The 25,891-nt window shown below is 68.0% G+C and carries 26 protein-coding genes and 1 tRNA gene; 7 read left to right on the plus strand and 20 right to left on the minus strand.

The genetic code is table 11. The features are described from left to right. Positions 1 to 6: 6 nt before the first annotated feature. The 7 genes from FOH10_RS24985 to FOH10_RS25020 all read right to left on the minus strand — a co-directional run bounded on the left by FOH10_RS24985 (position 7) and on the right by FOH10_RS25020 (position 5,033). Positions 7 to 564, minus strand: coding sequence for a F0F1 ATP synthase subunit B (locus tag FOH10_RS24985; protein ID WP_143982557.1), 558 nt, complete (start codon positions 562 to 564; stop codon positions 7 to 9). 16 nt (positions 565 to 580) lie between these two features. Then, on the minus strand, positions 581 to 823 hold the full coding sequence (locus FOH10_RS24990) for an ATP synthase F0 subunit C (protein ID WP_029925821.1): 243 nt from the start codon (positions 821 to 823) through the stop codon (positions 581 to 583). A gap of 71 nt (positions 824 to 894) precedes the next feature. Continuing rightward, positions 895 to 1,674, minus strand: a complete 780-nt coding sequence (gene atpB / locus FOH10_RS24995) for a F0F1 ATP synthase subunit A (RefSeq protein ID WP_483406958.1) — start codon at positions 1,672 to 1,674, stop codon at positions 895 to 897. Positions 1,675 to 2,023: 349 nt separating this feature from the next. Next, positions 2,024 to 2,449 (minus strand): Cg1360 family ATP-synthase-associated protein, encoded by a 426-nt coding sequence (locus FOH10_RS25005; RefSeq protein ID WP_143982558.1) that lies wholly within the window; start codon positions 2,447 to 2,449, stop codon positions 2,024 to 2,026. A gap of 11 nt (positions 2,450 to 2,460) precedes the next feature. After that, positions 2,461 to 3,669: an MraY family glycosyltransferase gene (locus tag FOH10_RS25010; RefSeq protein ID WP_051036956.1), complete on the minus strand. Its 1,209-nt coding sequence runs from the start codon at positions 3,667 to 3,669 to the stop codon at positions 2,461 to 2,463. 11 nt (positions 3,670 to 3,680) lie between these two features. Then, positions 3,681 to 4,346: an L-threonylcarbamoyladenylate synthase gene (locus FOH10_RS25015; protein WP_039810696.1), complete on the minus strand. Its 666-nt coding sequence runs from the start codon at positions 4,344 to 4,346 to the stop codon at positions 3,681 to 3,683. Between the two features lie 90 nt (positions 4,347 to 4,436). After that, complete coding sequence (locus FOH10_RS25020) at positions 4,437 to 5,033, minus strand: TetR/AcrR family transcriptional regulator (protein WP_029925814.1); 597 nt, start codon at positions 5,031 to 5,033, stop codon at positions 4,437 to 4,439. A gap of 92 nt (positions 5,034 to 5,125) precedes the next feature. Between FOH10_RS25020 and FOH10_RS25025 the strand changes: the two genes are divergently transcribed. After that, positions 5,126 to 6,094, plus strand: a complete 969-nt coding sequence (locus FOH10_RS25025; RefSeq protein ID WP_143982559.1) for an alpha/beta fold hydrolase — start codon at positions 5,126 to 5,128, stop codon at positions 6,092 to 6,094. A 197-nt stretch (positions 6,095 to 6,291) separates the two neighbouring features. Here the strand turns inward: FOH10_RS25025 and prmC are convergent, their stop codons facing one another. The 9 genes from prmC to argS all read right to left on the minus strand — a co-directional run bounded on the left by prmC (position 6,292) and on the right by argS (position 18,307). Then, the gene (gene prmC, locus FOH10_RS25030) at positions 6,292 to 7,167 is read right to left on the minus strand and encodes a peptide chain release factor N(5)-glutamine methyltransferase (protein ID WP_143982560.1); all 876 of its coding nucleotides are present in this window, start codon (positions 7,165 to 7,167) and stop codon (positions 6,292 to 6,294) included. 22 nt (positions 7,168 to 7,189) lie between these two features. Then, the gene (gene prfA / locus FOH10_RS25035) at positions 7,190 to 8,272 is read right to left on the minus strand and encodes a peptide chain release factor 1 (protein ID WP_143982561.1); all 1,083 of its coding nucleotides are present in this window, start codon (positions 8,270 to 8,272) and stop codon (positions 7,190 to 7,192) included. Between the two features lie 89 nt (positions 8,273 to 8,361). Next, complete coding sequence (gene rpmE / locus FOH10_RS25040) at positions 8,362 to 8,583, minus strand: 50S ribosomal protein L31 (RefSeq protein WP_029925807.1); 222 nt, start codon at positions 8,581 to 8,583, stop codon at positions 8,362 to 8,364. A gap of 769 nt (positions 8,584 to 9,352) precedes the next feature. Next, entirely contained in the window at positions 9,353 to 11,287 is a 1,935-nt protein-coding gene (rho, locus tag FOH10_RS25045) for a transcription termination factor Rho (RefSeq protein ID WP_303627988.1), read from the minus strand. 523 nt (positions 11,288 to 11,810) lie between these two features. After that, a complete protein-coding gene (gene thrB, locus FOH10_RS25050; RefSeq protein ID WP_143982563.1) occupies positions 11,811 to 12,770 on the minus strand; it encodes a homoserine kinase in 960 nt (319 codons plus the stop codon). A gap of 25 nt (positions 12,771 to 12,795) precedes the next feature. Beyond that, the gene (gene thrC, locus FOH10_RS25055; protein WP_143982564.1) at positions 12,796 to 13,881 is read right to left on the minus strand and encodes a threonine synthase; all 1,086 of its coding nucleotides are present in this window, start codon (positions 13,879 to 13,881) and stop codon (positions 12,796 to 12,798) included. Then, entirely contained in the window at positions 13,878 to 15,230 is a 1,353-nt protein-coding gene (locus FOH10_RS25060) for a homoserine dehydrogenase (protein ID WP_143982565.1), read from the minus strand. Before FOH10_RS25060 ends, thrC begins: the two co-directional genes overlap by 4 nt. Then, positions 15,227 to 16,648 (minus strand): diaminopimelate decarboxylase, encoded by a 1,422-nt coding sequence (gene lysA, locus FOH10_RS25065; protein WP_039810648.1) that lies wholly within the window; start codon positions 16,646 to 16,648, stop codon positions 15,227 to 15,229. Before lysA ends, FOH10_RS25060 begins: the two co-directional genes overlap by 4 nt. Next, positions 16,649 to 18,307 carry an arginine--tRNA ligase gene (gene argS, locus FOH10_RS25070; RefSeq protein WP_143982566.1) on the minus strand — a complete coding sequence of 553 codons (1,659 nt, stop codon included), beginning with the start codon at positions 18,305 to 18,307 and terminating at the stop codon, positions 16,649 to 16,651. Between the two features lie 132 nt (positions 18,308 to 18,439). On the opposite strand from argS, the gene FOH10_RS25075 reads away from it, so the two are divergent. The 3 genes from FOH10_RS25075 to FOH10_RS25085 all read left to right on the plus strand — a co-directional run bounded on the left by FOH10_RS25075 (position 18,440) and on the right by FOH10_RS25085 (position 20,325). Then, on the plus strand, positions 18,440 to 19,393 hold the full coding sequence (locus FOH10_RS25075; protein WP_143982567.1) for a thioredoxin-like domain-containing protein: 954 nt from the start codon (positions 18,440 to 18,442) through the stop codon (positions 19,391 to 19,393). A gap of 8 nt (positions 19,394 to 19,401) precedes the next feature. Further along, a complete protein-coding gene (locus tag FOH10_RS25080; protein WP_425326099.1) occupies positions 19,402 to 20,133 on the plus strand; it encodes a DUF305 domain-containing protein in 732 nt (243 codons plus the stop codon). A 119-nt stretch (positions 20,134 to 20,252) separates the two neighbouring features. Further along, positions 20,253 to 20,325: transfer RNA gene (locus FOH10_RS25085), tRNA-Arg, on the plus strand. 97 nt (positions 20,326 to 20,422) lie between these two features. Here FOH10_RS25085 and FOH10_RS25090 read toward each other — a convergent pair. From FOH10_RS25090 to FOH10_RS25100, 4 genes are all read right to left on the minus strand, one after another. Then, on the minus strand, positions 20,423 to 21,403 hold the full coding sequence (locus FOH10_RS25090) for an alpha/beta fold hydrolase (RefSeq protein ID WP_143982569.1): 981 nt from the start codon (positions 21,401 to 21,403) through the stop codon (positions 20,423 to 20,425). Between the two features lie 618 nt (positions 21,404 to 22,021). After that, positions 22,022 to 22,234 carry a hypothetical protein gene (locus FOH10_RS25095; protein ID WP_143982570.1) on the minus strand — a complete coding sequence of 71 codons (213 nt, stop codon included), beginning with the start codon at positions 22,232 to 22,234 and terminating at the stop codon, positions 22,022 to 22,024. 2 nt (positions 22,235 to 22,236) lie between these two features. Next, positions 22,237 to 22,398, minus strand: a complete 162-nt coding sequence (locus FOH10_RS34980) for a hypothetical protein (RefSeq protein ID WP_186000578.1) — start codon at positions 22,396 to 22,398, stop codon at positions 22,237 to 22,239. Between the two features lie 199 nt (positions 22,399 to 22,597). Further along, positions 22,598 to 23,695 carry a helix-turn-helix domain-containing protein gene (locus tag FOH10_RS25100; protein ID WP_186000579.1) on the minus strand — a complete coding sequence of 366 codons (1,098 nt, stop codon included), beginning with the start codon at positions 23,693 to 23,695 and terminating at the stop codon, positions 22,598 to 22,600. A gap of 34 nt (positions 23,696 to 23,729) precedes the next feature. Here FOH10_RS25100 and FOH10_RS25105 point away from each other — a divergent pair, with 34 nt between their 5' ends. From FOH10_RS25105 to FOH10_RS25115, 3 genes are all read left to right on the plus strand, one after another. After that, the gene (locus FOH10_RS25105) at positions 23,730 to 24,449 is read left to right on the plus strand and encodes an HAD family hydrolase (protein ID WP_143982572.1); all 720 of its coding nucleotides are present in this window, start codon (positions 23,730 to 23,732) and stop codon (positions 24,447 to 24,449) included. Positions 24,450 to 24,582: 133 nt separating this feature from the next. Next, positions 24,583 to 25,155 carry a type IV toxin-antitoxin system AbiEi family antitoxin domain-containing protein gene (locus FOH10_RS25110; RefSeq protein ID WP_244961366.1) on the plus strand — a complete coding sequence of 191 codons (573 nt, stop codon included), beginning with the start codon at positions 24,583 to 24,585 and terminating at the stop codon, positions 25,153 to 25,155. Continuing rightward, positions 25,145 to 25,891, plus strand: coding sequence for a nucleotidyl transferase AbiEii/AbiGii toxin family protein (locus FOH10_RS25115; RefSeq protein ID WP_143982574.1), 747 nt, complete (start codon positions 25,145 to 25,147; stop codon positions 25,889 to 25,891). The genes FOH10_RS25110 and FOH10_RS25115 overlap by 11 nt, the downstream gene beginning before the upstream one ends.

A 25,891-nucleotide genomic window follows, 5' to 3' on the forward strand; every position in this document is an offset into this window, starting at 1 on the left:
GCGTCGTTACCTTCCGACCCCGATGCCGCTCTTCTCGTCCAGTTCCGCGAGGAACCGGTCGATGGAAGCGGCCTGCTTGGCCTGATCGGACACCGACTGCCCGATGATCTTCTCGGCCAGGTCGATCGCGGTCGCGCCCAGCTCCGAGCGGAGCTCGGTCACGATCTGCTGGCGCTGCGCCTCGAGCTGAGTCTGGCCGGAGGCCACGATGCGGTCGGCCTCGGCCTGGGCGTCCGCGCGCATCTGCGCGAGGATCTGCTGGCCCTGGGTGCGCGCTTCCTCACGGATGCGGGCGGCCTCGAGCCGAGCCTCGGCCAGCTGCTCCTGGTACTGCTGGAGGGTGGCCTGCGCCTCTGCCTGGGCCGCTTCCGCCTTGGCGATACCGCCCTCGATCTTCTCCGAACGCTCGTCCAGCACCTTGGTCAGGCGCGGGATGACGTACTTGTAGAAGACGAACGCGATGACCGCGAAGACGACCAACGACCAGACGATGTCGTATGTCGCCGGGATGAGGGGGTTCTGGTCTTCGGCCCCCTCAGCCGCGAGCAAGTGAATGCTGCTCATAAGTTGACTTCCGCAATCAGAAGATGAAGCCGGCCACGAGGCCGATCAGCGCCAGGGCCTCGGTGAAGGCGATACCCAGGAACATGTTGGTCCGGATGGTGCCCTGCAGCTCCGGCTGACGGGCGATGCCCTCGATGGCCTTACCGACGACGATGCCGACGCCGATGCCGGGGCCGATGGCGGCCAGGCCGTAGCCGATGGCGCCGTAGCCCTTGGAGGTGGTCTCGATGGTTTCCTGGGCCAGGTACGCGAGGCTCATGAGTCTTTCATTCCCTTTCTGTCGCCCACCCGCCGACGGCGGTGTGTAGCAGGTTTAGGTTGTCCGGTCGGTCAGTGAGAGTCGGCGTGCTGCGCGAGGCCGATGTACACGGCCGTGAGCAGCGCGAAGACGTAGGCCTGCAGGAAGACCACCAGGAGTTCGAAGAGGGTGAACGCGAACCCGCCGAGCAGCGAGAACGGCGAGAGCACCTTCATCCAGGCGGCGCCGTCGAACAGGAAGAACTGGGTGGCGCTGAAGAACAGCACCAGCATGATGTGGCCGGCCAGCATGTTCGCCATGAGTCGAACGGTCAGGGTGAACGGGCGCAGCAGGAAGGTCGAGATGAACTCGATCGGGATCAGCAGTACGTGCATCGCGGGCGGCACGTTCGGCACCACGATGCTGGAACGCATGTAGTGGAAGAAGCCGTACTTCTTGATACCCACGTAGTTGAACGCGACATACGCGACCAGGGCGAGCACCAGCGGGAAGCCGATGCGGGCGTTCGAGGAGATATTCAGGAACGGAATGACACCGGAGATATTCAGGAACAGCACCGCGAAGAAGATCGACGCGATGAGCGGGAAGAACTTCTTTCCGGTTTCCTTACCCAGCACCTCGTCGCAGATCTGCTCCTTGACGAAGATCAGACCGGTTTCCGCGATGTTCTGCAGGCCACGCGGAACGAGTTTGGGGCTGCGGAATGCCAGCAGCATGAATCCCACCAGTACGGCAGCCATCAGGATACGAACGAGCATCAGACGGTCGAGCTCGAACGGCGTCCCCTCGAACAGCAGAGCTGGAGGGAAGAAGTCGTTAAGCGACGGCGCGTGGAACTCGCCCGCCGCCAAAGTGATGACGCTCAGCGTTCTCTCCCGTGTTCGGGCCGCGGGCCATAGTTTTCACCCGCGGTTCGATCGGACATTGACGATCTGGTGGGTCGACTCAGGTCGGCTCGAAGTTCGTCAGCAGCTGTTCGGGCATTTACCCGGGCGTCTGAGCGCGCGTCGGCGACATCGTCGACGGTGCAGAACCGGAACCCCGCAGGGCCCGGCACGGCTGTAAGCATAACCTGCCCCACCTGGGTCCACGAGGGACCCCCCTGTTGGTTCGGTTGCCTACAGGTAAAGAGTTTATCAAGTTATCTACGACAACGTGTAGGGGGTGGCCGGAAACAGCGAGTGAACTATCCCCTACCCCCTACCGGTCTTCCAGGTCGATGACCGGAACCCGTTGGCGCAGAAGGCCGTACGTCTCCGCGCCGAGTACGACGAGCAGGGCGCCGACCACGGTCAGGAACAGGGTGGGGCGGCTGTAGAAGTCGAAATTCTGCAGCACCGCGACCACCACCAGGGCCACCAGCAGCTTGCCTACCCAGCTGCCCAGCAGCACCAGGCCCTGGATGCCGGAGTCGAAGCGGGCACTCAGCAGCACCGAGGCCGCCGTGGTGAGAATGAACCCGCCGCCGATCCCCGCGCCGAGCAGGGCGCCCCACAGGCCCGGCAGCCCAGCGAAGATCAGGCCGAGGATGGCTGAAATCACCACGAGCACAATCAATCCGAAGATGCCGTAGCGCAGCGCGGCCCGGAGCGGAGCGTCCTGACCGGGATTGGATGCCGTAGTCACGCCGACCCACTTTACCCGCGGGCCGCGTCGGGGCCGCGCGGCGGTTTGCGACCGGCCTTCAGGGTCAGTTCGCCCATGGACGGAACGGCGGTGATCACGAGGGCGAAAACCAGGCCGCCGGCGAACAGCAGCACCACCAGGCGGCGATCCATGAGCGACGAACCGACCGCTCCGAATGCGAGCACACTCACCCACAGGTAGATCAACAACACCACCCGGCGATGCGAATGCCCGATCTGGAGCAATCGGTGGTGCAGGTGCATTTTGTCCGGGGTGGAGAAACTCACACCCGCGCGCACGCGCCGCACGATGGCCAGAACAAGATCGAGTACCGGAATGAACATGACCGCGCCCACCAGCAACAGCGGCGACAACAGACCGACGATGTCGCGGGTGCCGTAACCCTGGAGCGGAATTCGGCCGGACGCGCCGGTGGAGACCGCGGCGAGCATCAATCCGATGAGCATCGAGCCGGAATCGCCCATGAAAATCCGGGCGGGCTGGAAATTGTGCGCCAGGAACCCGAGGCAGCCGCCCGCCAGTGCCGCGGCCAGCAACGCGGGCGGATAGGTATCCGTGGACCCGCCCTGCTCGTAGAGCAAGCCCACGGTGAACACGAATACCGCCGCGGCGGCGATCAATCCCAGCCCGGCGGCCAGGCCGTCCAGACCGTCCACGAAATTCATGGCGTTGATCATGGTGACGGTGATACCGACCGTGACCAGGCCGCCCTGGAGCTGATCGAGCACCACGGTGGTATTGGTGAACGGGTTGTAGATGGCGACCCAGCTCAGGCCCATCACGGCCATGACTCCGGCGGCGGTGACCTGGCCGACGAGTTTGGTGAGCCAGTCCAGCCCCCAGCGGTCGTCGATGATGCCGACCAGCACGATGAGCGTGCCCGCGACCACCACGGCCGGAATATCGGCGGGATAGTCGAAGCCGCGGCGCAGTGCGGGCAGCTGATGGGCGAACAGCACGGCGGCCAGCACACCCAGATAGATACCGACGCCGCCCATGCGGGGAATCGGCTTCACGTGCACGTCGCGCTCGCGGGGCACCGCCACCGCGCCGAACGCGATGGCCCCCACCCGGACTCCACCGGTGGACAGATAGGTCACCACCGTGGCGACCAGCAGTACCAGCAGCAGCTCCCGCAGGGGGACCACCGCCGCCGTACTGAAAACGCCTTGGCTCAGCAGGTCGCTACTCGACACCATCTACCGGGCCGTCACCGCGTTGCCTGCGAGACGAGCTCCTCCGGCGAGACGCCGAGCACCTCGGCGACCGCTGCGGTCGGCACCGCGCCCTCGCGCAGGATGCGCGGGGTGTCGGCGGTCAGGTCCACGATGGTGGAGGCCAGCGCGTGCTCGGCCTTGCCGCCGTCGAGGTAGACGCCGACGAGTTCACCGAGCTGGTCGCGCGCCTCGCCGACGGTGGTGGCGGGCGGCTGGCCCGACACGTTGGCGCTGGACACCGCCAGCGGCCCGACCTCGCGCAGCAGTTCCAGCGCGACCGGGTGCAGCGGCATCCGCAGCATGACGGTCCCGCGCGCGTCGCCCAGGTCCCAGGCCAGCGAAGGCGCCTGCTGCACAACCAGACTCAGCGCACCCGGCCAAAACGCCCGGATCAGATCGCGCGCCTGCGGGCGCACCGAGAACACCAGTCCGTCGATGGTGTTCCAGGAACCCACCAGCACCGGCACCGGCATATCCCGCCCGCGCCGCTTGGCCGCCAGCAGCGCGGCGACGGCCGAGCTGTCGAACGCGTCGGCGGCGATTCCGTAGAGCGTGTCGGTCGGAATGACGGCCAACCGCCCGGACTTCAGAGCGCTGCGCGCGGCAGTCAGTCCCGCGGCGCGCGAATCGGGATCGGCGCAGTCGTAGACGGTACTCACGCGCAACATCTTGGCACGGATGCGCTCTCGGCAAGTGTCAGGGGCTCGAGGCCATGGTCGCGGCCCCCGGCGCGCCACTGCGCGCGCTGCTCAGACGCGCAGCTCGGCGAGGTGCCGCCGCAGCGTTGCGCGCACCGATTCCGGGGTGCGGCGACGGGTGAGGGCCTGGATCGTCAAACCGTCGGCCAGCGCGATCAGGTCCTCGCCCACCTGCTCGGGGTCGACCTCGGATCGGATCAGGCCGCCGTCGACGCCGAGCCGCAGCAGCAGGACGAGCAGTTCGGCCAGGCCCCGATAGTGGTCACGCTGGGCGGCGGCGACCACCGGATCCACCGCCGCCTGTGCACTGAAGGCCAGCCAGACACTCGCCTCAACCAGATCGGGGTCGTCGACGACGAGCATGGCGTCGAGCGTCTGCTCCACCAGGGTGAGCACCGATTCCGGCTCGGCCGACGCCGCGATGCGAGTCCGGGCCCGCTCGGCGACCCGCTGGTTCACGTGCTCCTGCGCGAATATCAGCATCTGCTGGCGGGTTTCGAAGCAGCGCTGCACCGCGCCCATGGACACCCCGGCCGCGGCGGCCACCTCGCGCAGGGTGGCCGCCTCCAGACCGCGTCGGCCGATGAGATCGCAGACGGCGTCGGCGATGAGCCGCCGACGGCTCTCGTGGTCCACGTGGCGAGGCATGCGGACATCGTAGCGATGCAGTCGCATCGGAAAAATGTTAGGTTCCGATGCAAACGCATCGAAACCTTCGGCCGACAGGTGAGGAGAACGGGATGACGAGACGGGCGACCACCGGACTGTCGCGCCGAGGACTGCTGGGAGTGGGCGCGATGGGAATCGGCGCGCTCGCGGCCGGATGTGCGCGCGGCGCGGACACCGCCGGGGCGCGCGAACGTCCGACCATCGTGATCGTGCACGGGGCCAACGGCAATGGCGCGTCCTACGCCCCCTTGCTGGCGGCACTGACGCTGGCCGGACACCGCGCGCTGGCGGTCGACCTGCCCGGACACGGGGCGGCGGCGAACTTCCCGCCGTCCTATCAGGCCCCGCAGGATCTCGCGGCCCTGGCCAGCGAGCCGTCGCCGCTGGCGGAATTGCGACTGGCCGACAATGTGGCGCATGTGGTCGCGGTGGTGCGGGCGGCCGCCGCGCGGGGACCGGTGATTCTGATGGGTCACAGCATGGGCGGGGCGACGATCACGCGGGTCGGCAACGAGGTACCCGACAGCATCGCGCGGCTGGTCTATCTCACCGCCTTCTGCTGCGTCGAACTGCGCAGCGTGCTGGAGTGCTACCTGACGCCCGAGGCTGCCACCTCCCAGGCCACCACCATGCCCAGCGTCGGCGGCGATCCCCAGCGGACCGGCTTCACCCGAACCAATTGGCGCTCGGCGGATCCCGAATTCCTGGCTGCCGCCCACAGCTCGCTGGCCGAGGGCTACGACGATGCCGCGTTCCGGGCGGCGCTCAACGCCATGGAACCCGACGAGGCGTGGGCGGTCACCACCGACGATGCCCGCGGCGAGCCCGCGACCTGGGGCCGTATCCCCCGCACCTTTATCCGCTGCACCCGCGACCGCACCCTGCCCCTCGCCCTCCAGGACCGCATGATCCGCGAGGCCGACACCGCCACCCCGGACAACCCCTTCGAGGTGTTCGACCTCGACGCACCGCACCTCGGCCCCCGCGATCCCGGCACGCTTGCCGATATCCTCGTCCGGCTGGCCGACCGGCTGACCTGAGTTGAGCGGTGCACGGACCGGCGGCGGGCGGCCACCAGCGCGCCACCGGACACCGCGGCGACGGGTTACAGCCGCCGTGCGGGGCGGACGCTCGCCGAGTCGGCCGTGCGGATCAGCGCGCCGGTACGACCGGGCAAACACCGGCGCGGTGACCGGATGCCGGCGCGCGCGGGCGAGACGTCGGAGGTGGGGGCGGGTCAGCCGGTGCGGCGGGCGGCGACGAAGCGAGGTTTTCCGGCCAGATCGGGGTGTTCGACGATGGCGTCGAAGCCGCCGTGGGAGTGGAAGAGGGCGGCGGTGTCGGAGCCGTTGGTGTCGTCGTGTTCCACAGCCGTGACGCCGTCGGCCCGGAGCAGGCGGGCGATGGTGCCGATCATGGGGCGGATGACGGAGAGGCCGTCGGGGCCGCCGAAGAGGGCGCGGTGGGGGTCGTGGTCGGCGACCTCGGGGTCCAGTCGGGCCGATTCGGGGATGTAGGGCGGGTTGGCGACCACCACGTCGACCGTGCCGTTCAGGTGGGACAGCAGGTCGGGGTCGGTGACGTCGCCCGCGTGCAGGTCGATCGGGGTGTCGCCCTGCTCGGCCCGGTGCAGGGCGTTGCGGCGGGCCCAGTCCAGGGCCACCGGGTCCAGTTCCACGGCGTGTACCTGGGCGTCGGGGCGGGCGTGGGCGATGGCGAGGGCCAGCGCGCCGGAACCGGTGCACAGGTCCACGACGACGGGCCGGTGTTCGTGGCCGACGGCCTCCAGCTGGGCCAGCGCCCAGGCGAAGAGCAGTTCGGTCTCGGGGCGCGGGATGAATACGCCGGGGCCGACCGCGAGGTCGATCTCGCCCATCGCGGCGGTGCCCGTGAGATGTTGCAGCGGAACACGTTCCGCGCGGCGGGCCACCAGCGCCCGGAAGTCCGCCAGCTGCTCGGGGGTGAGCAGCGGGACCATCATGAGGCGCATGCGGTCCACCCCCAGCACATGGGCGGCGAGCAGCTCCGCGTCCGTGTGCGGACTGTGCACCCCGGCGGCGGCGAGAGTCTCGACGGCTTCGCGGATCACGGCCCGCAGCCCGATACGTGTCATGGCGACAACCTGCGAGCGGGAATCATTCCGCCGTGAGGCGGGCTGTGCGGTCGGCTTCGGCGAGGGCGTCGAGCAGGTCGTCGAGGTTGCCGTCCAGGACCGAGTCCAGGTTGTGTGCCTTGAAGCCGATGCGGTGATCGGCGATGCGGTTCTCCGGGAAGTTGTAGGTGCGGATGCGTTCGGAGCGGTCCACGGTGCGGATCTGCGAGGCGCGGCCCGCGGCGGCCTCCTGCTCGGCCTGTTCCTCGGCGAGGGCCTGCAGGCGCGCGGCCAGCACCTGCATGGCGCGGATCTTGTTCTGCAGCTGCGAGCGCTCGTTCTGGCAGGTCACCACGATGCCGGTGGGCAGGTGGGTGAGGCGCACGGCGGAGTCGGTAGTGTTGACGCCCTGGCCGCCCTTGCCGGAGGAGCGGTAGACGTCCACGCGCAGGTCCTTCTCGTCGATCTGCACCTGCTCGACCTCGTCGGGTTCGGGGTAGACGAGCACACCGGCCGCGGAGGTGTGGATGCGCCCCTGCGATTCGGTGACCGGCACGCGCTGCACGCGGTGCACGCCGCCCTCCCATTTGAGCCGGGACCACACGCCGTCGCGGCTGGGCTCCTTGCTCCGGATGGAGAAGGTGGCCTCCTTGTACCCGTCCAGATCCGAGTAGGTGACGCCCAGCACCTCGACCTTCCACCCGTGCCGTTCGGCGTAGCGAATGTACATGCGCGCCAGATCGGAGGCGAACAGCGCCGATTCCTCGCCGCCCTCACCGGATTTCACCTCGAGCACCACATCGTCGGCGTCGTGCGGATCGCGCGGGGCGAGCAGATCGGTGAGCGTCTTCTCCAGCTCCTCGACCTGTTCGCGCAGGGCGGGCACCTCGGCGGCGAAGGACGCGTCATCGGCGGCCAGTTCCTCGGCCGCGGTCAGATCGTCACGCGCGGAGGTCAGCCTGTTGTAGGTGGACATGACCGGCCCCAGCTCCGCGAACCGCTTGCCGACGCGACGCGCCGCGCCCGGATCGTTGTGCAGCGCCGGATCCGCCAGCTGCGTCTCCAGACCGGCGTACTCGGCCAGGATGTCGTCGATCGCGGACGGGGCCGCGGACTTGTCGGCCATGACATGTGCTCCTCGAGGGTGGTGTGATCGAAGCTCTGCAAACACAGCGACGCCCGACCTGCAGTGCAGGACGGGCGTCGGCGGGGTAGCTACTTGGCAGCCTTCGCGCGCTTGCCGTAGCGAGCCTCGAAGCGAGCCACGCGGCCACCGGTGTCCAGGATCTTCTGCTTGCCCGTGTAGAACGGGTGGCACTGGGAGCAGACCTCGACGGTGATGTGGCCCGACTCCTTGGTGCTGCGAGTCTGGAAGGTGTTGCCGCAGCCGCACACGACCGTGGTGTCCACGTACGTGGGGTGAATTCCTGCCTTCATGGATGTCCTTTCGATGGTCGCCGGGTCGCCCTCGACGACCGAGGACGTGAACCGGAACCGACTAGGCATGGTTGCCGACGGACCAGTATAAACGCCGCCTCGCGGGGCCTTGTTCCCGGTCCCTCCGGTCGTGCGCGCCAGGGTGGCAGCACCCGGACGAACCCTGAACTTCTCCCCCATCCGGAGTAGTTCTCGCGGGCGATGTGCGCGACGACCGTAACCGAGAACATGGGGATGGTCGGATTTGTTCCGAATCCACCCCCAAGGAATTGCGGGCACGCATCTTTCGAGGGCTCGAGTCACCCTGAAAGTCGAGTAGCCGTCTACTCAAGAATGCGAACACCGTTGTTCATAGTGTCGTGTCAGGTGAGAGGAACCCCCTACGAACAGGAAGGACAGCTGTGAACCGGACACACGAACGCCGAGCCGAGATCGTCGCGGGCGGTGTCTTCGCAGTACTGCTCCTGGGGGTGGTCGTGGGATGGTGCGCCAGGCCCGAACCCAACCCGACGGTGCATTCCCGCGCACCGCGGCCGGGCACCGGCGACCTCACCTATACGGCGGTCACGGCGTCCGGCGCACAGGTCGCCGTGACCGCCACCATCATCGGGTTCCTGATCATCGGCGCGGCCCTGATCGGCTTGTTCTTCTTCAGCCCGCGCCCGACCCCGAATACACCTCGGCGGCCCCGCCGTAGCGGGGCCGCCGAACTGGTTCGAACCGCGAGTGAAAGGGCGACAGGATATTTCGCGCCCTTCCGGCTCATGTCCTACTCGTCGAGTGCGCCCGGAGCGGTCTTCGAGACCTGCATGAGGAACTCGATATTGCTCTTGGACTTCTTCAACCGGTCGATCAGCAGATCGATCGCCTGATGCGAGTCCAGGCCGGAGAGCACGCGCCGCAGCTTGTGGATGACCGCGGCCTCGTCGGGCGACATCAGTAGATCGTCGCGGCGGGTGCCGGACGGGTTGACGTCCACCGCCGGGAACACGCGGCGCTCGGCGATCTTGCGATCGAGCTTGAGCTCGGCGTTGCCGGTGCCCTTGAACTCCTCGAAGATGACCGTGTCACCGGTCGAGCCGGTCTCCACCATCGCGGTGGCGATGATGGTGAGCGAGCCGCCGTTCTCGATATTGCGGGCCGCGCCGAGGAACCGCTTGGGCGGGTACAGCGCGGTCGAGTCCACACCACCGGAGAGGATGCGGCCCGAGGCGGGCGAGGAGTTGTTGTACGCGCGACCCAGCCGGGTGATGGAGTCGAGCAGCACCACCACGTCCTGACCCATTTCCACCAGGCGCTTGGCCCGCTCGATGGCGAGTTCGGCGACCGAGGTGTGATCGCTCGGCGGCCGGTCGAACGTGGAGGCGATGACCTCGCCGCGCACGGAGCGCTGCATATCGGTCACTTCCTCGGGACGCTCGTCCACCAGCACCACCATGAGGTAGCACTCGGGGTTGTTGGTCGCGATGGCGTTCGCGATGTCCTGCATGATCGTGGTCTTACCGGCCTTGGGCGGCGACACGATCAGGGCGCGCTGGCCCTTGCCGATCGGCATGATCAGGTCGATCACGCGGGTGGTCAGCTTGTTGGGCTGGGTCTCCAGCCGCAGGCGCTGATTCGGGTACAGCGGGGTCAGCTTGCTGAATTCCGGACGGCGCTTGGCGGATTCGACATCCGAGCCGTTGACGGTGTCCAGGCGCACCAGCGGGTCGAACTTCTGGCGCTGGTTGCTCTGATCGCCCTCGCGGGGGGCGCGCACCGCACCGGTGATGGCGTCACCGCGGCGCAGGCCGTTCTTGCGGACCAGGTTCATCGACACGTACACGTCGTTCGGACCGGCCAGGTAGCCGGAGGTGCGCACGAACGCGTAGTTGTCGAGCACGTCGAGGATGCCGGCCACCGGCTGCAGGACGTCGTCCTCGCGGATCTCCATCTCGCGGGACTCACCGCTGCCGCCGTCGCGGTCCCGGCCCCGGCGGCGCTCGCGGAAGCGACGGCCCCGGCGGCCGCGGCCGCCTTCCTCGTCGTCCCCGCCGCGGTCGTCGCGGCGCGCGGTGCCGTTCTGGTTCTGCTGGCCGCCGTTCTGCTGACGGTCGTTCTGCTGACGGTCGTTCTGCTGATTGCGATCGCGGCGGCGCTCGCCCTCCGACTCGGACTTGCCCTCGCCTCCGGACGCCTCGGTCGAAGTCCCTTCGGCGGCAGCGTTGTTCGCCGCGGCGGCACGCTGTTCGCGGCCCCGACGCTGGCGACCCCGACCACGCTGGCCTTCCCGGCCACCGTCCTCGCCATCGCCCGCGTCGCGCTTGGATTCCTGCGCGGGAGCGGCATCGGCGGCCTCGCCCTTGGGCGCGCCGCGCTTCGACGCGTCGTTCTTGGCGGTGTCGCTCTTGCCGGCGTCGCTCTTGGACGGCTCGTTCTTGGCCGACTCGCCCTTGGACGGCTCGTTCTTGGTCTCGGCGGGGGCGTCGGCCTTGGCCGATCCGGAATCCCCGCTGGTCGGCGCGGTATCCGCGCCCTTGGTGGCCTCGGCATCGGCCTTGGCCTTCTCACCCCGGCCACCCTTCGCGGGCTTGCCCGCGGCGGCGGCTTTGGCGCCACCGGACTGATTCTCCTTGATGGCGGCGATGAGATCACCCTTACGCATCCCGGAAGTGCCTCGGATACCGAGTTCTCCCGCAAGCGCACGCAACTGCGGCAACAACATTCCAGTCAGCCCCGATCGTGCGACGTCGGTTTGTTCACTCATCTTGCTCGAACTTTGTCCGGAGTCACTTTCGCGGTCGCCCGAGGAATCGGAATTGGTATCCACCCCGGGTGTCGCGAGCAGGTCCGTATCTGTCACGGAAATCCTTTCCTTCCCTCGATTGCCGTGTGCCTTGTCGAGGGTTTCTCCTGCAATCCGGTCGTGTGCCGGACTCGGATGCCGCATCGCCTGCCCCGCCGGACCGGTGGTTTCGCCACGTGGTGGTGTGGTGCCACTGCGTGGTTTTCGCCACCGACTGCTGGGCTTCGCCACCGACTGCAAAAGGTGGGAGAGATCATTCCAGTTGACTGGCTACCCCCAAGTTTCGAGCTCGAGCCTCGAGCCTGAGCAAGGAGCCTCTGGAGCGATTGCCCTGATGAAGCACCGGCGTCTGACGCGCACGATGTACGGACCGCCCCAGGATAGCTCTCACCAGTTGCATCGGCAAGGCAGGCACGCTGTCAATCCGGCAATACGTCGGCGATCAGTCCACCAGCACGCCGTCGGCGATACCGGGTTCGACCACGCGCATGCCGTCGGCGGCGGCGAGTTCCCGCAGCTCCGCCGGGAATTCACCGGTACCCAGGGCCAATACCGTGGGTCCGGCGCCCGAGACGGTGGCCGCGATTCCGGCCGCGCGCAGCGTGTCGATCCATTTGGTGGTCAGCGGCAGCGCCGCGGCCCGGTAGCCCTGATGTAGCCGGTCGGCGGTGGCGGGCAGCAGCAGGTCGGGACGCTGCGTCAAGGCCACTACCGCCAGCGCGGAACGGCTGGCGTTGAAGGCCGCGTCGGCGTGCGGCACGGTGTCGGGCAGCAAACCGCGGGTGTGCGCCGTGGAGGAGCGCTCGGTGGGGATGAGCACGAACGGCCGCAGCGACGGATGCGGATCCAGCCGAACGGCCCGGTAGGAGCGGGTGTGATGGTCCCCCACCCCATTGGCCGCGGCGTTGGCGGGAGGGTCGGTTTCGGTCCAGGACACCACGATTCCGCCCAGCACGCTGGCCGCGGCGTTGTCGGGATGCCCCTCGAACTCCGAGGACAGCTGCACCAGCGCGTCATCGCCGAACCCCAGCGCCGGATCGAACTTGGCGGCCAGTCCGCGCCCCGCGGCCAGTCCGCCCACCACCGCCGAGGCCGAGGAACCCAGCCCCCGCGAGTGGGGAATCACGTTGCGGCACACCACATCCAGCCCGTCGGCCCAGACGCCCGCGGATTCCAGTCCGCGCTCGATGGCGCGTACCACCAGATGTGAAGGGCCCCAGGGCACGTCGTCGGCGCCCTCACCCTCCACCTTGATGGTGAGACCGGATTCGGTGGTGCGCACCGTGATCTCGTCGTACAGACCGAGGGCGATGCCCAGGGAGTCGAAACCCGGCCCCAGATTGGCGCTGGACGCCGGAACCCGCACCGTGACGGTGAGATCCGCGGGCAGGGTCCGGGTCATCACTTGACCTTCGCGCGAACTCAACTCAGGCCAGCTCGAGCTCGTGGGCCACCGCAACCGGGTCGACCGCGATCGGTGTGACCTCCGGCATGCCCTTGAGGGCATTGTCGGGGTCCTTGAGGCCGTTGCCGGTCACCGTGCACACCACGGTCAGTCCGGCGTCCAGCCAGCCCTCCTTGCGGGCGGCGAGCAGACCGGCCACGGAGGCGGCGGAGGCGGGCTCCACGAACACCCCCTCGGTGGCGGCGACCAGGCGGTACGCCGCCAGGATCTCCTCGTCGGTGGCCGCGCGGAACGCGCCGCCGGACTCCTCCTTGGCGTTCATCGCACCGTTCCAGGAGGCGGGCGCACCGATCCGGATGGCGGTGGCGACGGTCTCGGGATCGCTGACCGGAGCCCCGTTGACCAGCGGCGCCGCCCCGGCGGCCTGCACGCCGAGCATGCGCGGACGGGCGGTGATGATGCCGTCGGCGTGGTACTCGCTGTAGCCCTTCCAGTAGGCGGTGATATTGCCCGCGTTGCCCACCGGCAGCGCGTGCACATCGGGGGCCTTGCCCAGGGCGTCGACGATTTCGAAGGCGGCGGTCTTCTGGCCCTCGATGCGGGCCGGGTTGACCGAGTTCACCAGGCCGACCTCGGGGAAGTCCGAGGTGACCTTGCGGGCCAGCTCCAGGCAGTCGTCGAAGTTGCCCGCGATCTGGATGATGTCCGCGCCCAGCATGACCGCCTGGGCCAGCTTGCCCATGGCGATCTTGCCCTGCGGAATGAGCACCGCGCAGCGCAGGCCCGCCCGGGTGGCGTAGGCGGCGGCCGAGGCCGAGGTGTTGCCGGTGGAGGCGCAGAGCACGGCCTTCTTGCCGGAGTACTTGGCGTCGGTCATGGCCATGGTCATGCCGCGGTCCTTGAAGGAACCGGTCGGGTTGAGGCCCTCGACCTTGAGGTACACCTCGCAGCCGGTCAGCTGGGAGAGGTGATGCGCGGGCACCAGCGGGGTGCCGCCCTCGAACAGCGTGACCGCCTCCCAATCGGCGGGCACCGGGAGCCGATCCCGGTACGCGTCGATCAGACCGGGCCACGGAGTGTGCACGGGGACCCGCGCGGTCGTACTCATTCCTCGGTGCCTTCCAATCTCAGAACACTGGTCACGGACGTGACGGAGTCCAGTTCGGCCAACGCGGCAACGGTATCGGCCAGCGCGGACTCCTGCGCGTGGTGGGTCACCACGACCAGGCGCGCGCCCTCGTCGTGCCCCTCCTGGCGGACCGTCGAGATGCTGACGCCGTGTTTGGCGAATTCACCCGCCACCGCCTCGAGAACGCCGGTGCGATCGGCGACCTGCAGGTTCACGTGGTAGCGGGTGGGGGTGTCGCCGATCGGTGCGATCGGCAGCTCAGCATAAACCGATTCGCCCGGCGCGCGGCCACCGAAGAACTTGTTGCGCGCCGCCATCACCAGATCGCCCATGACCGCCGAGGCGGTGGGCGCGCCGCCCGCGCCCTGACCGTAGAACATCAGGCGACCGGCGTTCTCGGCCTCCACCACCACGGCGTTGAACGCCTCGTTCACCGCTGCCAGGGGGTGCTTGCGCGGGATGAGGGCCGGGTAGACACGTACCGAGACGCTCTCCTTGCCGCCCTCCTCCGGTCCCTCCACCACGCGCTCGCAGATGGCGAGCAACTTCACGGTGCAGCCGACGGCGGCGGCGGTCTCCAGATCCTCGGCGGTGATCTTGGAGATGCCCTCGCGGTAGACGTCGGCGGAGGTCACCCGGGTGTGGAAGGCCACCGAGGCGAGGATGGCGGCCTTGGCGGCGGCGTCGTAACCCTCCACGTCGGCGGTCGGATCGGCCTCGGCGTAGCCCAGGCGGGTGGCCTCGGCGAGCACGTCGTGGTAGTCCGCGCCGGTCTCGGCCATGGCGGAGAGGATGAAGTTGGTGGTGCCGTTGACGATGCCCACCACGCGGTTCACCCGGTCACCGGACAGCGACTGGATGAGCGGGCGCATCACCGGGATGGCACCGGCGACGGCGGCCTCGAAGTACAGGTCGGCGCGGCTGTTCTCGGCCGCGGCCGCGAGTTCGCCGGTGTAGTCGGCGAGCAGCGCCTTGTTGGCGGTGATCACCGATTTGCCCGCGTCCAGGGCCTGTTTGATCAGCGCGCGGGCCGGGTCGATGCCGCCCATGAGCTCGACCACGATATCGACGTCGTCGCGGGTGACCAGGGCCTCGGAATCGGTGGTCAGCAGGTCGGCGGGCAGGCCGCGGTCCTTGCCGAGGTCACGCACCGACACCCCGCGCAGCACCACGGGGGCGCCGACGCGGTTGCAGATGTCGTCGGCGTGATCGCGCAGAATACGCACGACCTCGGTGCCGACCGTGCCCATGCCGAGCACCGCCACACCGATCGGGTGGTCCGTCCCCCACACGCCGTTTCTCGCAGCGTTGTTAGCCACCTCTGTCATGCGTTCACCTCCAAACTGAGTAGGTCCTCCACCGTCTCCCGGCGGAGAATCAAGCGCGCCTTGCCGTCCCGCACCGCCACCACGGCGGGCCGGGTGAGCATGTTGTAGCGACTCGACATCGAATAGCAGTACGCGCCCGTCGCGGCCACCGCGATGAGATCGCCCGGACCCACGTCGGCGGGCATCCAGGTATCGCGAATGACGATATCCCCACTCTCGCAATGCTTTCCGACCACACGAGCGACGACGGCGGTGGAATCGCTGGTGCGCGAGACCAATCGGCAGTCGTACTCGGCCTGATACAGCGCGGGACGGATGTTGTCGCTCATGCCGCCGTCCACCGAGACGTAGCGGCGGCGGTTGCCACCGTCGAGGGTGACGTCCTTGATGGTGCCGACCTCGTAGAGGGTCACGGTGCCCGGCCCGGCGATGGCCCGGCCCGGCTCGACCGCGATGGTCGGCTTGGGCAGCCCGGCGTGCGCCGCCTCCTCGGTGACGATGTGATCCAGCTTGGCGGCGAACTCGTCCAGCGCGGGCGGATCGTCGTGCGGCAGGTACGAGATACCCAGGCCGCCACCGAGATCCAGAATGCTGATCTGCGCGGCGCGTTCGGCCCCGAACTTGTCCACGGCCTCGCGCAGCACGCCGAGCATGCGCCGGGTGGAGATCTCGAAACCGTCGATATCGAAGATCTGCGAGCCGATGTGGCTGTGCAGGCCGACCATGCGCAGGTGCGACGACTCGAAGACGCGCGCGATGGCCTGCATGGCGTCGCCGCTGGCGACCGAGAAGCCGAACTTCTGATCCTCGTGCGCGGTCGAGATGTATTCGTGGGTATGGGCTTCCACGCCCACGGTGAGGCGCACCAGCACGTCCTGCACCACGCCCGCGCTCTTGGCCACCGCTTCGAGCCGCTCGATCTCGATGAGCGAGTCCAGCACCACGTGGCCGACCCCGGCGCGCACCGCGGCCTCCAGTTCGGGCACGGACTTGTTGTTGCCGTGCAAGGCGATTCGCTCGGCCGGGAAGCCGGCGCGCAGCGCCACCGCGAGTTCGCCGCCGGAGCACACGTCCAGCGACAGGCCCTCGTCGCGAATCCAGCGCGCGATCTCACCGCACAGGAACGCCTTGGAGGCGTAGTGCACCTTGGCGTTGTCGCCGAAGGCGCGCACCATATCGCGGCAGCGGGATCGGAAGTCGTCCTCGTCGACGACGAACAGCGGGGTGCCGAATTCGGCGGCCAGCTCGTGCACGGGCACGCCCGCCAGCCGCACCACACCGTCGGCGTCGCGAGTGGCGTTGCGGGGCCACACATTCGCGGGCAGCTCGATCATCTGCCGGGCCGCGGTCGGGCGCTCGGGCAGATTCGGCGCGTGCGGGATGTCGGCGTGGCGGGGTCCGGCGGGGTGGGCACTCATCTACATACGCTCCGGGGCAGATACGCCTAGCAGGCCGAGGCCGTTGGCGAGAACTTGGTTGGTGGCTTTGACCAGCTCGAGGCGGGCGGCGTGGCGCGGCGAGACGGGCTCGTCGCCCTTGGGCAGCACGCGCATGTCGTCGTCGGACTGGAAGGGGTGGTAGGCCCCGGCGAGCTCCTCCAGGTAGCGCACCACCCGGTGCGGTTCGCGCATCTCGGCGGCGGTGGCCACCACGCGCGGATACTCACCGAGGGTGCGGATCAGCTCGCCCTCGCGCTCGGCCGACATGAGGCCGAAATCCGGTGTCACCGAAGCGAAGTCGAATGCCTTGGCATTGTCGATGATGCGGCAGGTGCGGGCGTGCGCGTACTGCACGTAGTACACCGGGTTGACGCTGTCCTGCTTGGTCCACAGGTTGATGTCGATATCGATGCTGGTGTTCACCGACGACCGCATGAGCGAGTAGCGGGCGGCGTCCACGCCGATGGCGTCGACCAGGTCCTCCAGCGTGACCACGGTGCCCGCCCGCTTCGACATCTTCACGGCCGCACCGTCTTTGAGCAGGTTCACCATCTGGCCGATGAGCACCTCGACCACGTCGGGGTTCTCACCGAGGGTCGAGGCGACGGCCTTGAGACGGCCGATGTAGCCGTGGTGGTCGGCCCCGAGCATGTAGATGCACAGGTCGAAGCCGCGCGACAGCTTGTTCTCCAGGTAGGCGATATCGCCGCCGATGTAGGCCGACTTGCCGTCGCTCTTGATGACGACGCGGTCTTTGTCGTCACCGAACTCGGTGGAGTTGATCCACCAGGCGCCGTCTTTCTCGTACAGGTTGCCCGAGGACTTCATCCGCTCCAGCGCCGCGTCCACCGCGCCGGACTCGAACAGCGAGCTCTCGTTGAAGTACACGTCGAAGTCGGTGCCGAAGTCGTGCAGCGACTGCTTGATCTGCGCGAACATCAGCTCGACGCCCTCGCGCCGGAACAGCTCGTGCCGCTGCTCGGCGGGCAGCTCGACGGCGGTGGGATGCGCGGCCACGATGGTCGCGGCGATCTCGCCGATGTAGGCCCCCGCGTAGCCGTCCTCGGGGGTGGGTTCGCCGAGCGCGGCGGCGACCAGCGACTTGGCGAAGCGGTCGATCTGCGCGCCGTGGTCGTTGAAGTAGTACTCGCGGGTGACCTGCGCGCCCTGCGCCGCCAGGATGCGCCCCAGGGCGTCGCCCACCGCCGCCCAGCGGGTGCCGCCGAGGTGCACCGGTCCAGTGGGGTTGGCGGAGACGAATTCCAGGTTGATCTTGGTGCCCGCGAGGGTGTCGGCTGTGCCGAAGCTCTCACCCGCCGCCAGGATCCTGGTGATGATCGCGCCCTGGGCGGCCTTGGCCAGCCGGATGTTCAGGAAGCCGGGCCCGGCGACCTCCGCGGACTCGACACCCTCGGCCGCCGACAGCGCCTCGGCCAGCAGGTTCGCGAAATCCCGCGGATTCAAGCCCGCTTTCTTCCCTACCTGCATGGCCAGATTCGTGGCATAGTCACCGTGCTCAGGGTTACGCGGACGCTCCACCTTGACCTCGTCGGGCAGGACCGCAGGGTCGGATCCACGTTCGACAAGGACCTTCGCCGCGGTCGCACGAAGGAGATCTGCAAGGTCAGCTGGAGTCACGAGTCACTATCCTATGGTCTGAGCAGGTGAACGCCGTCAGCGGGCACCTCGCGGGCACGCGCCCGGCAAACGGGGCGGCGACGAGTCGCCACCCCGTCTGATTGTCCACACGTCGAAAAGAGCACAACAGCGATGCCGAGCAGGACCAGCGCCAAGTCGGCGAAAGCCATCAAGGCCGCGAGCAAATCCTCCACGTCGCCGTGGAAGGGAGGCAAGAGCGGGAAGTTGCCGACCAAGCGCAATATCCCGTGGCCGACCATCGGTGCCGCGGTGGTGATCATCGCACTCGTCGGCGCGCTCGCCGCGTACCTGGTGCCGAAGTACCACGCGCAGGAGGAGCTGAAGAACCCGTCCGCCTATATCGACGGCGTGGTCAAGAAGGACTACCCGGCGGGTCAGCACGTGTCCTCGACCCAGCGGGTGGCCTACGACCAGACCCCGGCCTTCGGCGGCCCGCACGACAGCTCGTGGGCGGCGTGCACCGGCGTGGTGTACGACAAGGCCATCCGCACCGAGAACGCGGTGCATTCGCTCGAACACGGTGCGGTGTGGATCACCTACAACCCGGAGCGCGTGGACGCCGGGACCATCGACACGCTGAAGCAGAAGGTCGACGGACAGCCGTACATGCTCATGTCGCCCCACCCCGGCCTGGACAAGCCGATCTCGCTGCAGGCGTGGGGGCATCAGCTGAAGGTGGACAAGGTCGACGATGCCCGGATCGACCGGTTCATCAAGGATCTGCGCCTGAACGAGAACACCTATCCGGAGGTGGGCGCCAGCTGCGCCAACCCGACCTTCGACACCGTGAATCCGCCCGCCTTCGATCCGACGCCGCCGGGTCCCGGCGCGGTGGGCATGGACGGCAAGGGCGCGACCCAGGGATCCATGACCGATCCCACCGAGCTCGGCGGCGGGCTGCCGGGCATCCCGGGGTTGGAGGGCCTGTCCGGTCTGGAGGGTCTGTCGGGTCTGCCGGAGGGTGTGCCGAACATTCCCGCGCCGACCGACGCGCCCGCGGGTGAGCAGCCCGCCGCACCCGAGGACGCCCAGCCGCAGCCCGAGCAGCCCGCGCCGGGACAGTGATGCCGCCCTTGTTGTCACACAGCGATTCCCACGAGTCGGCCGACGACCAGCCCGCCGAATCCACCGTGACCGCCCGCCCGAGCCAACGCCCGGCGCTGGTCGTGCTGGGTGTGATCGGCGTGCTGCTCATCGGCTTCGCACTGGGCGTGTTCGCGCGCATCCCCCTGGACGGCAGCTCCGAGCCGACTCCGAATGCCGTGGACATCGGCTTCAGCCAGGACATGTCGGTGCATCACGCCCAGGCGGTCGAGATGGCCGGTGTCGCACTGGCGGGTTCCGACGATCCGGCCATCAAGAGCCTGGCCTACGACATCCTCACCAGTCAGCAGAATCAGCTCGGGCGCATGCACGCCTGGTTGCAGCTGTGGGGCGAGCCGCTGCTGCCGACCGGCGGGTACATGGGCTGGATGGCCGACGCGGGCTCCTCGCACGGCCACGGCGGCGAGGCCGCCGCACCGGAACACACCGGCCCGGTGTCCACCATGCCGGGCATGGCGTCCCAGCAGGACCTGGTCGCCCTGCGCCAGGCCACCGGCACCGCCCAGGACATCCTGTTCCTCCAGCTCATGCTGCGCCACCACCTGGGCGGCGTGCCGATGACCGAATACGCCCTGGAACGCGCCGAGACCAGCGGAGTCCGCGATCTCGCCGAGAAAATGGCCCGCACCCAGGCGGGCGAGGTCACCCTCATGACCCGGATGCTCGACGCCCGCGGCGCCTCCCCACTCCCCTACCCCTGACCCCGAACCGTGCACCGGGCACCCGCGAAACGCCCGGTCCACACCTGTTTTTGGCCGAGACGCAACCCATGCGATACGCTTTCCCAGCCCGAGCGGAACACCCGCCCGGACATATCCCCGCCCTCGTAGCTCAGGGGATAGAGCGTTTGCCTCCGGAGCAAAAGGCCGCAGGTTCGATTCCTGCCGAGGGCACCGAATCAGGTCCCCGGCCAGCTATCTCAGCTGGCCGGGGATTTTTCGTTCTTCGGCGAGCGGTACGTCCGTATGCCTGTCGAGGACATCCCGGAAATCAGCCTCCCGACGTACCGCCGAACGCACCGGACAGCCACTCGCCGACCGCGTCGGCGTACCGGCCTGGGACTTCGATCGGTAGCGCGTGCCCCACCGTATCGAGCACCGTCAGCTGCCAGTTGGGTCGGCGGGCCGTCCAGTCGTCGATCCACGCCCGCACGATCAGGCGGTCGTCGTCGCCCCACAGCAGCAGGGTGGGCGCCGACGTACGCCGCATGGCGTCCTGTACCGGGTGACGCCGGACGAACATGGCCGACATGATCGACGCGAAGCCAGTGATGCCGCGGCCCAATTGTCTGGGCCCCGCCGTCCTGAGTTCTTCTCCCGCGAGTTCCCGGAACTCATCCGACAGCCGCGATCCGTCACCGCCCGCGAGGTCCCATCCCGATCCCGCCGGATCGGACAACACCGCGCGTTTCCGGTCGATGAGGCGTTTCCCGAAGACCCGCAGCGCCGCTCGGGCGACCGGCGGCCCTACCGCCAATCCCGCCCTACCGATCGTCCGCCACCACCGACTCTCGCCCGCGCTGAGCGGAGGGGGCAGGGCGGGCGCCACCAGCACCAGCCCGGCCACGCGTTCGGGTGCGAGGTCGGCGAAGAGCAGCGCGACCATCGCGCCCGCCGACCAGCCGTGGATCACGACCGTGTCGAGCCCCAGCGCGTCGGTGAGGTCTCGCAGGAAGATCGCGTCGGCTTCGAGGCCGTGCGCGCGCCGGTCCCGCGCCTCCGTATGGCCGGTCATGGAGCCGGGAAGGTCCACCGCTATCACGCGCCCGTACCCGCGCAGCACCGGCAGCACGTCGATCATGTTCGAAGCGCTGCCCGCCGGGTTGGGAACCAGCAGATGGACCGGAGCGTCCGACGGCGCCCGCTCGCCTTCCGCCATGAGACAGTGCGCCGACAGACCGCCCGGATCGACTGTCTCGCTGTGGATTCCCGACCACCGCGTGGACCGCTCACCCCAGTCGACGTACCGCATAGGGCCAAACTACTCGTCGCGCCGGAGGTCGCGGGCTCTGACGTGTGGCGGTACCTGTGGGTGGAAGCACTGGGCGGCGCCACCATACCCGCGAAACAACGAAGCCGAAGGGTGCAGTTGCACCGGTTAAGACTGCTCGATCATCGCCGTGAGTTCGTCGGCCATCGGTCCGCTGATCTCGTACGCAACCTCCGCCGGAGTAGCTGCGCCACCAGCGCTGGGAGAGCCGGAGTTCCACTCGGCGCCGGGGCCGCCCCGAGTCCGAACGTTCCGCGACCTCGATCAGGCCGGGCCGCGGCACATAGCCCTCATAGCCCACGTAGGCGTAGGTGTGAACACGACCAGGGCCGCCGACGATGACGTCGGCGATGCCGGTCAGGGCACGCGCATAGTCGCCAAGGTCGTCACTGTGCTGAGCGAAAACCGCTGACGCGGAATGGATATGGACCTGCTCCAGCGCGGTGAAGATCCAGCTGGGATCGTCGCGCCGCCACCCGACGACGGCCTTGACAACGCAGCCGTGAGCCTCGGCCAGTGCGGACAGGTCGGGTTCCACATCTGCTGTGGCAGCGCGGTCGAGGCACACCAAGCCGACGCCGATGCCGGAGAGCTGTCGGGTCACCGGGTCCGCCCCGAATCCGGCACGAGCTTCCCCTGCTCGCGCAACATCTGGTGCGCGACAGTCTTTGTGACGCACACACCGACCTCGCACTCGATGTGCACCTGCATGGCCTTGTGCGGATCACTCTGTGCCCATTGGGGATTCGTGCAGGAGAGCATTACCCGCACGGTGACCGCATTGGCGTCCTCGGGCACGCTGACCAGTCCCACCGTCAACGCCTCCCACCGATCGGGGCACAGGCGCGGCCCTGTTCGGCGGCCAAGCGCGCCTGGATATCGGCGACGGATGGGCCGCGGCGGCGCGGCGGGCGAGCAACTACGGCAATCGCTGCGAGCAGCAGTGCGGCGATGAACGTGATGGCGAGGAGTTCCATGGCCGGTTCCCTCCCGGTCCTCGATGGGTTTGGATAGCACCCAGTGCCGGGAATGACCGCCCATCGAGGCTGCGAGTTGCAGTGCGCTCAATGGGTGATGAAGGTCGACTGGCCCCTCCCGGCACCGGGGCAGGACGAACATAGGCCGCCCACCGTGCCGCAACCTGGTCTCAGAGACCGGGTTGACTCCCGGTCCGGGTCAGACTGGAATGCTGAGGCGGTCGGCCAGACCCGCAGCCTGAACGCGGTTCGGAGAGCGATTGCCTTGGAGCAGACGGCGCACCATGTCGTGTGCCTCTGAGTTGTATTGCAGGTCTTCAGGGGAGATCTGCTCGGCGTTGAGAAGGTGCAGCAACGTCCCGGTCTCCTGGCGGCGGAGCTCGTAGGCGCGGGCGAGATCGAGCGCGAAGGTGAATCGCCGCTCGACCGACAGATACTCCGATGTGTCGAGCTGCTCGGCTATCCGCAGTGCCTCGAGCGCGTCCCCTGCTTGAAGTTCGATCGAGATGGCATGCAGGCCGACATTCGTCGTACTGAACATCGTGTGCCCGATATCGGTCATGTTCGGCGATCGCACCGCGACCGGATGAACACGGTTCAAGCGGTCACGCGCTTCCCAAAGTCGGCCAGCTCGTGCTTCGGCTACCGCCGCCACCAGTTCGAGCGCGCCCGCCAGCGCAATCGCAGCGGGTTCGGCCCCTCTCTCGGCAAGGACTGACGCTGCGGCGTTGGCCACCAACTCGATGGCCGCCTCGTACTCGTTGGAGATCAGCAAAGTGTGCCCGAGATTCCACCTGGCGACCGCAAGACGAATCGGGTTATCGGCATCCTCCGCCGTCCGGATAGTTGCCAGCGACCTGTACGGGTTGCTGCGCACGGTGACGCGTCGCGTCGGCCGCTCAGACCTGTCGTATTTGGTCGCCGATCGTGGTCGGTGGTCGCTACTCTGCCAGCGCCGCCAGGCGAGGCTGGTCCGCTCGGAAAGATCGGCCAGATCAGTCGCAACTCCGCCGCCCGACAACAAAGCCAGCGCCAAACGGTCTCCGCAACCCGCTGCGGGTGCCGGGGTGGCCGCAGATGTATCGCCCAGCAGTACGCCCGCCGGAATCCGCAGCGCGTCGGCAAGCGTCTGAATCACGCGGGCGCTCGGCACTTTCCGGCCGCGTTCGATCTGCCCGAGGTAGTCCTCGCTGATTCCGGCAAGGCCCGCGACGACGGCCTGTGACTTTCCCGACCGCTCACGATGGACACGGACTCGTGCGCCGATATTGTCATTGGGGCGTGGCACTCTGGCCATGTCTGCCACAGTAGGACCGGAGGTGACGGCTCGCATGTCATTCACCCAGAACGACAGCGTTCTCGTGCTGTGGGATGTCGACCATACGCTCATCGAGACCCGTGGCGTCGGTCGCGCGTCGTTCGCCGCAGCGTTCGAGCAGGTCACCGGCCGCGTCTTGGAGCACATGCCTCGAATCACGGGCCGTACCGAACCGGATATCTACGCCGCCACCGCAGCCCTGCACGATATCGATCGACCGCCACCGTTTTCAGTGTTCGCCGAGTCCCTCGCTGCCGCGTACATCGAACGGCAGGACCAGCTCCGCACACAAGGTCGCGTGATGCCCGGGGCCGAGGAAGCACTCGAACACCTTGCGGTGGTGACGGGTATCCGGCAGTCGGTCCTCACCGGTAATACCCGTGAAGTCACGCGTATCAAGCTCGAAACCTTCGGCCTGCACAAATATCTCGACCTCGACACCGGCGCCTACGGCGACGACGACGGGCATCGGCCCGCGCTCGTGCCCATCGCGCAGGCGCGCGCCAGCAGCAGCGGCGAATTCGGCCAAGGCAATACGGTGCTGATCGGCGACAGCGTCGGCGATATCGAGACCGCCCACCAGGGCGGTGCACGCGTGATCGCTGTCGCCGCAGGCGGTACAGCCGCGGCTGAGCTCGAGGCCGCCGACGTGGTTCTCAAAGACCTCGCCGATGCGGCAGGAATTGAACACACGATCCGGATGCTGGCGTGGGGTAGAGCCAGCTACCACTAGTATGCATTTCATTGGTCTATAGCCAATGAAATGCATACTGTTCGGAAGGTGGTGTTGGTTGACCGAACGGCACAGCACCTTGCTGCCCAACCGACTCTGGCGGGCACCACTGCGGACCGTGCGACCGCAGGACTTGGCCGAAATCTATGCTCAGCCGGGACCCGAGGTCGCGCGGCTGGTCCATCGGGGTGTGCTGCACCGTGTCGCTCACGGCTACTACATCATCGTCCCGCCGGACTACGTCGGCCACAGTTGGCTGCCCGGCTTGGAAGCGGCGGCCGCAGGTATCGCATCGTCGATTTATGGGGCGGATCAGGCGATCGTCATGGGCGTCAGCGCAGCGCGAGTGTTCGGAGCGATACCTCGTGCGCTGGCGACAGCAGTTGTCGCGGTTCCGGCGCAACACCGACCGATCGCGCTGACCGACCGTCCCGCGCGCGTTCGGTTCGTGCGCCGTGATACCGAGGCTATCGATGCCGAGCGCGTCGAATCGCCGCTGGGCCCGATGCTGGTCACCACCCCGGAACAGACCATCCTCGATCTTGCCCGACGCCCAGCGCTGGGCAACGCCGAGACGGAGGTTCGTTCGGCTGTCGCCACGCTCTACCGCCGTACCGATTCGACGAGGCTTGCAGACCTTGCGGCGAACCAGCGTCTGAGCGCGGCGCTTCGACGCGCGGAAGGTTGGGTGGGAAATGAACGGTGAACACGAGAATGTCGCAGCTCGGTTCGGCGTCGCGCCCGAACAGGTCGAGCGCGACCATCTGATCTCCCATCTACTGGCGGCCATCAGCCGCGGCTTCGGCGACCAGTTGCACTTCATCGGCGGAACCGCGCTTGCCCGTACACATTTGGTGAACAGTCGGCTCAGTGAGGACATCGACCTGGTTGCGCTGAACAACCGCACCGCACTGGCAGCCGACCTCGACGCTGTTTTGCCACGCGCGGTCGCGCGGAGCTACGGACGGCTGGAATGGACCCCATCGCTCAGCGATGTCCCGGAAGCAGGAGCCGCCAGCCTGCGTACCGCGTCCGGTGTATCGGTCAAGATCCAGTTGCTGTCGGCACGCGGACAGCCAGCGTGGCCGACCGAACTTCGTGATCTCGAACAGCGATACGGCGACGTACCACCGGCCGAGCTGTTCGTGCCCACATTGCCGGCCTTCGTCGCGGGAAAGACCGCGACGTGGCATGACCGGCGCGCCGCACGCGACCTCTGGGATCTGTGGGCGCTCAACAACATCGGCGCGATCGATGCCGCCGCGGGTGCGCTGTATCGCAGGTACGGCCCGACCAACCGTCTCCCCAGCCCGCAACTGTTCGATCGTGCGCCGAGCGAAGACGACTGGAACTCACAACTGGCCGGGCAGACCCGACTGGAAGTCACGGCCGAGCACGCGCTGACCGCAGTCCGAGATGCCTGGGCACGAATCATGGGGTGA

The sequence above is a fragment of the Nocardia otitidiscaviarum genome (genome assembly GCF_007362295.1).
Lineage (GTDB): Bacteria > Actinomycetota > Actinomycetes > Mycobacteriales > Mycobacteriaceae > Nocardia > Nocardia otitidiscaviarum.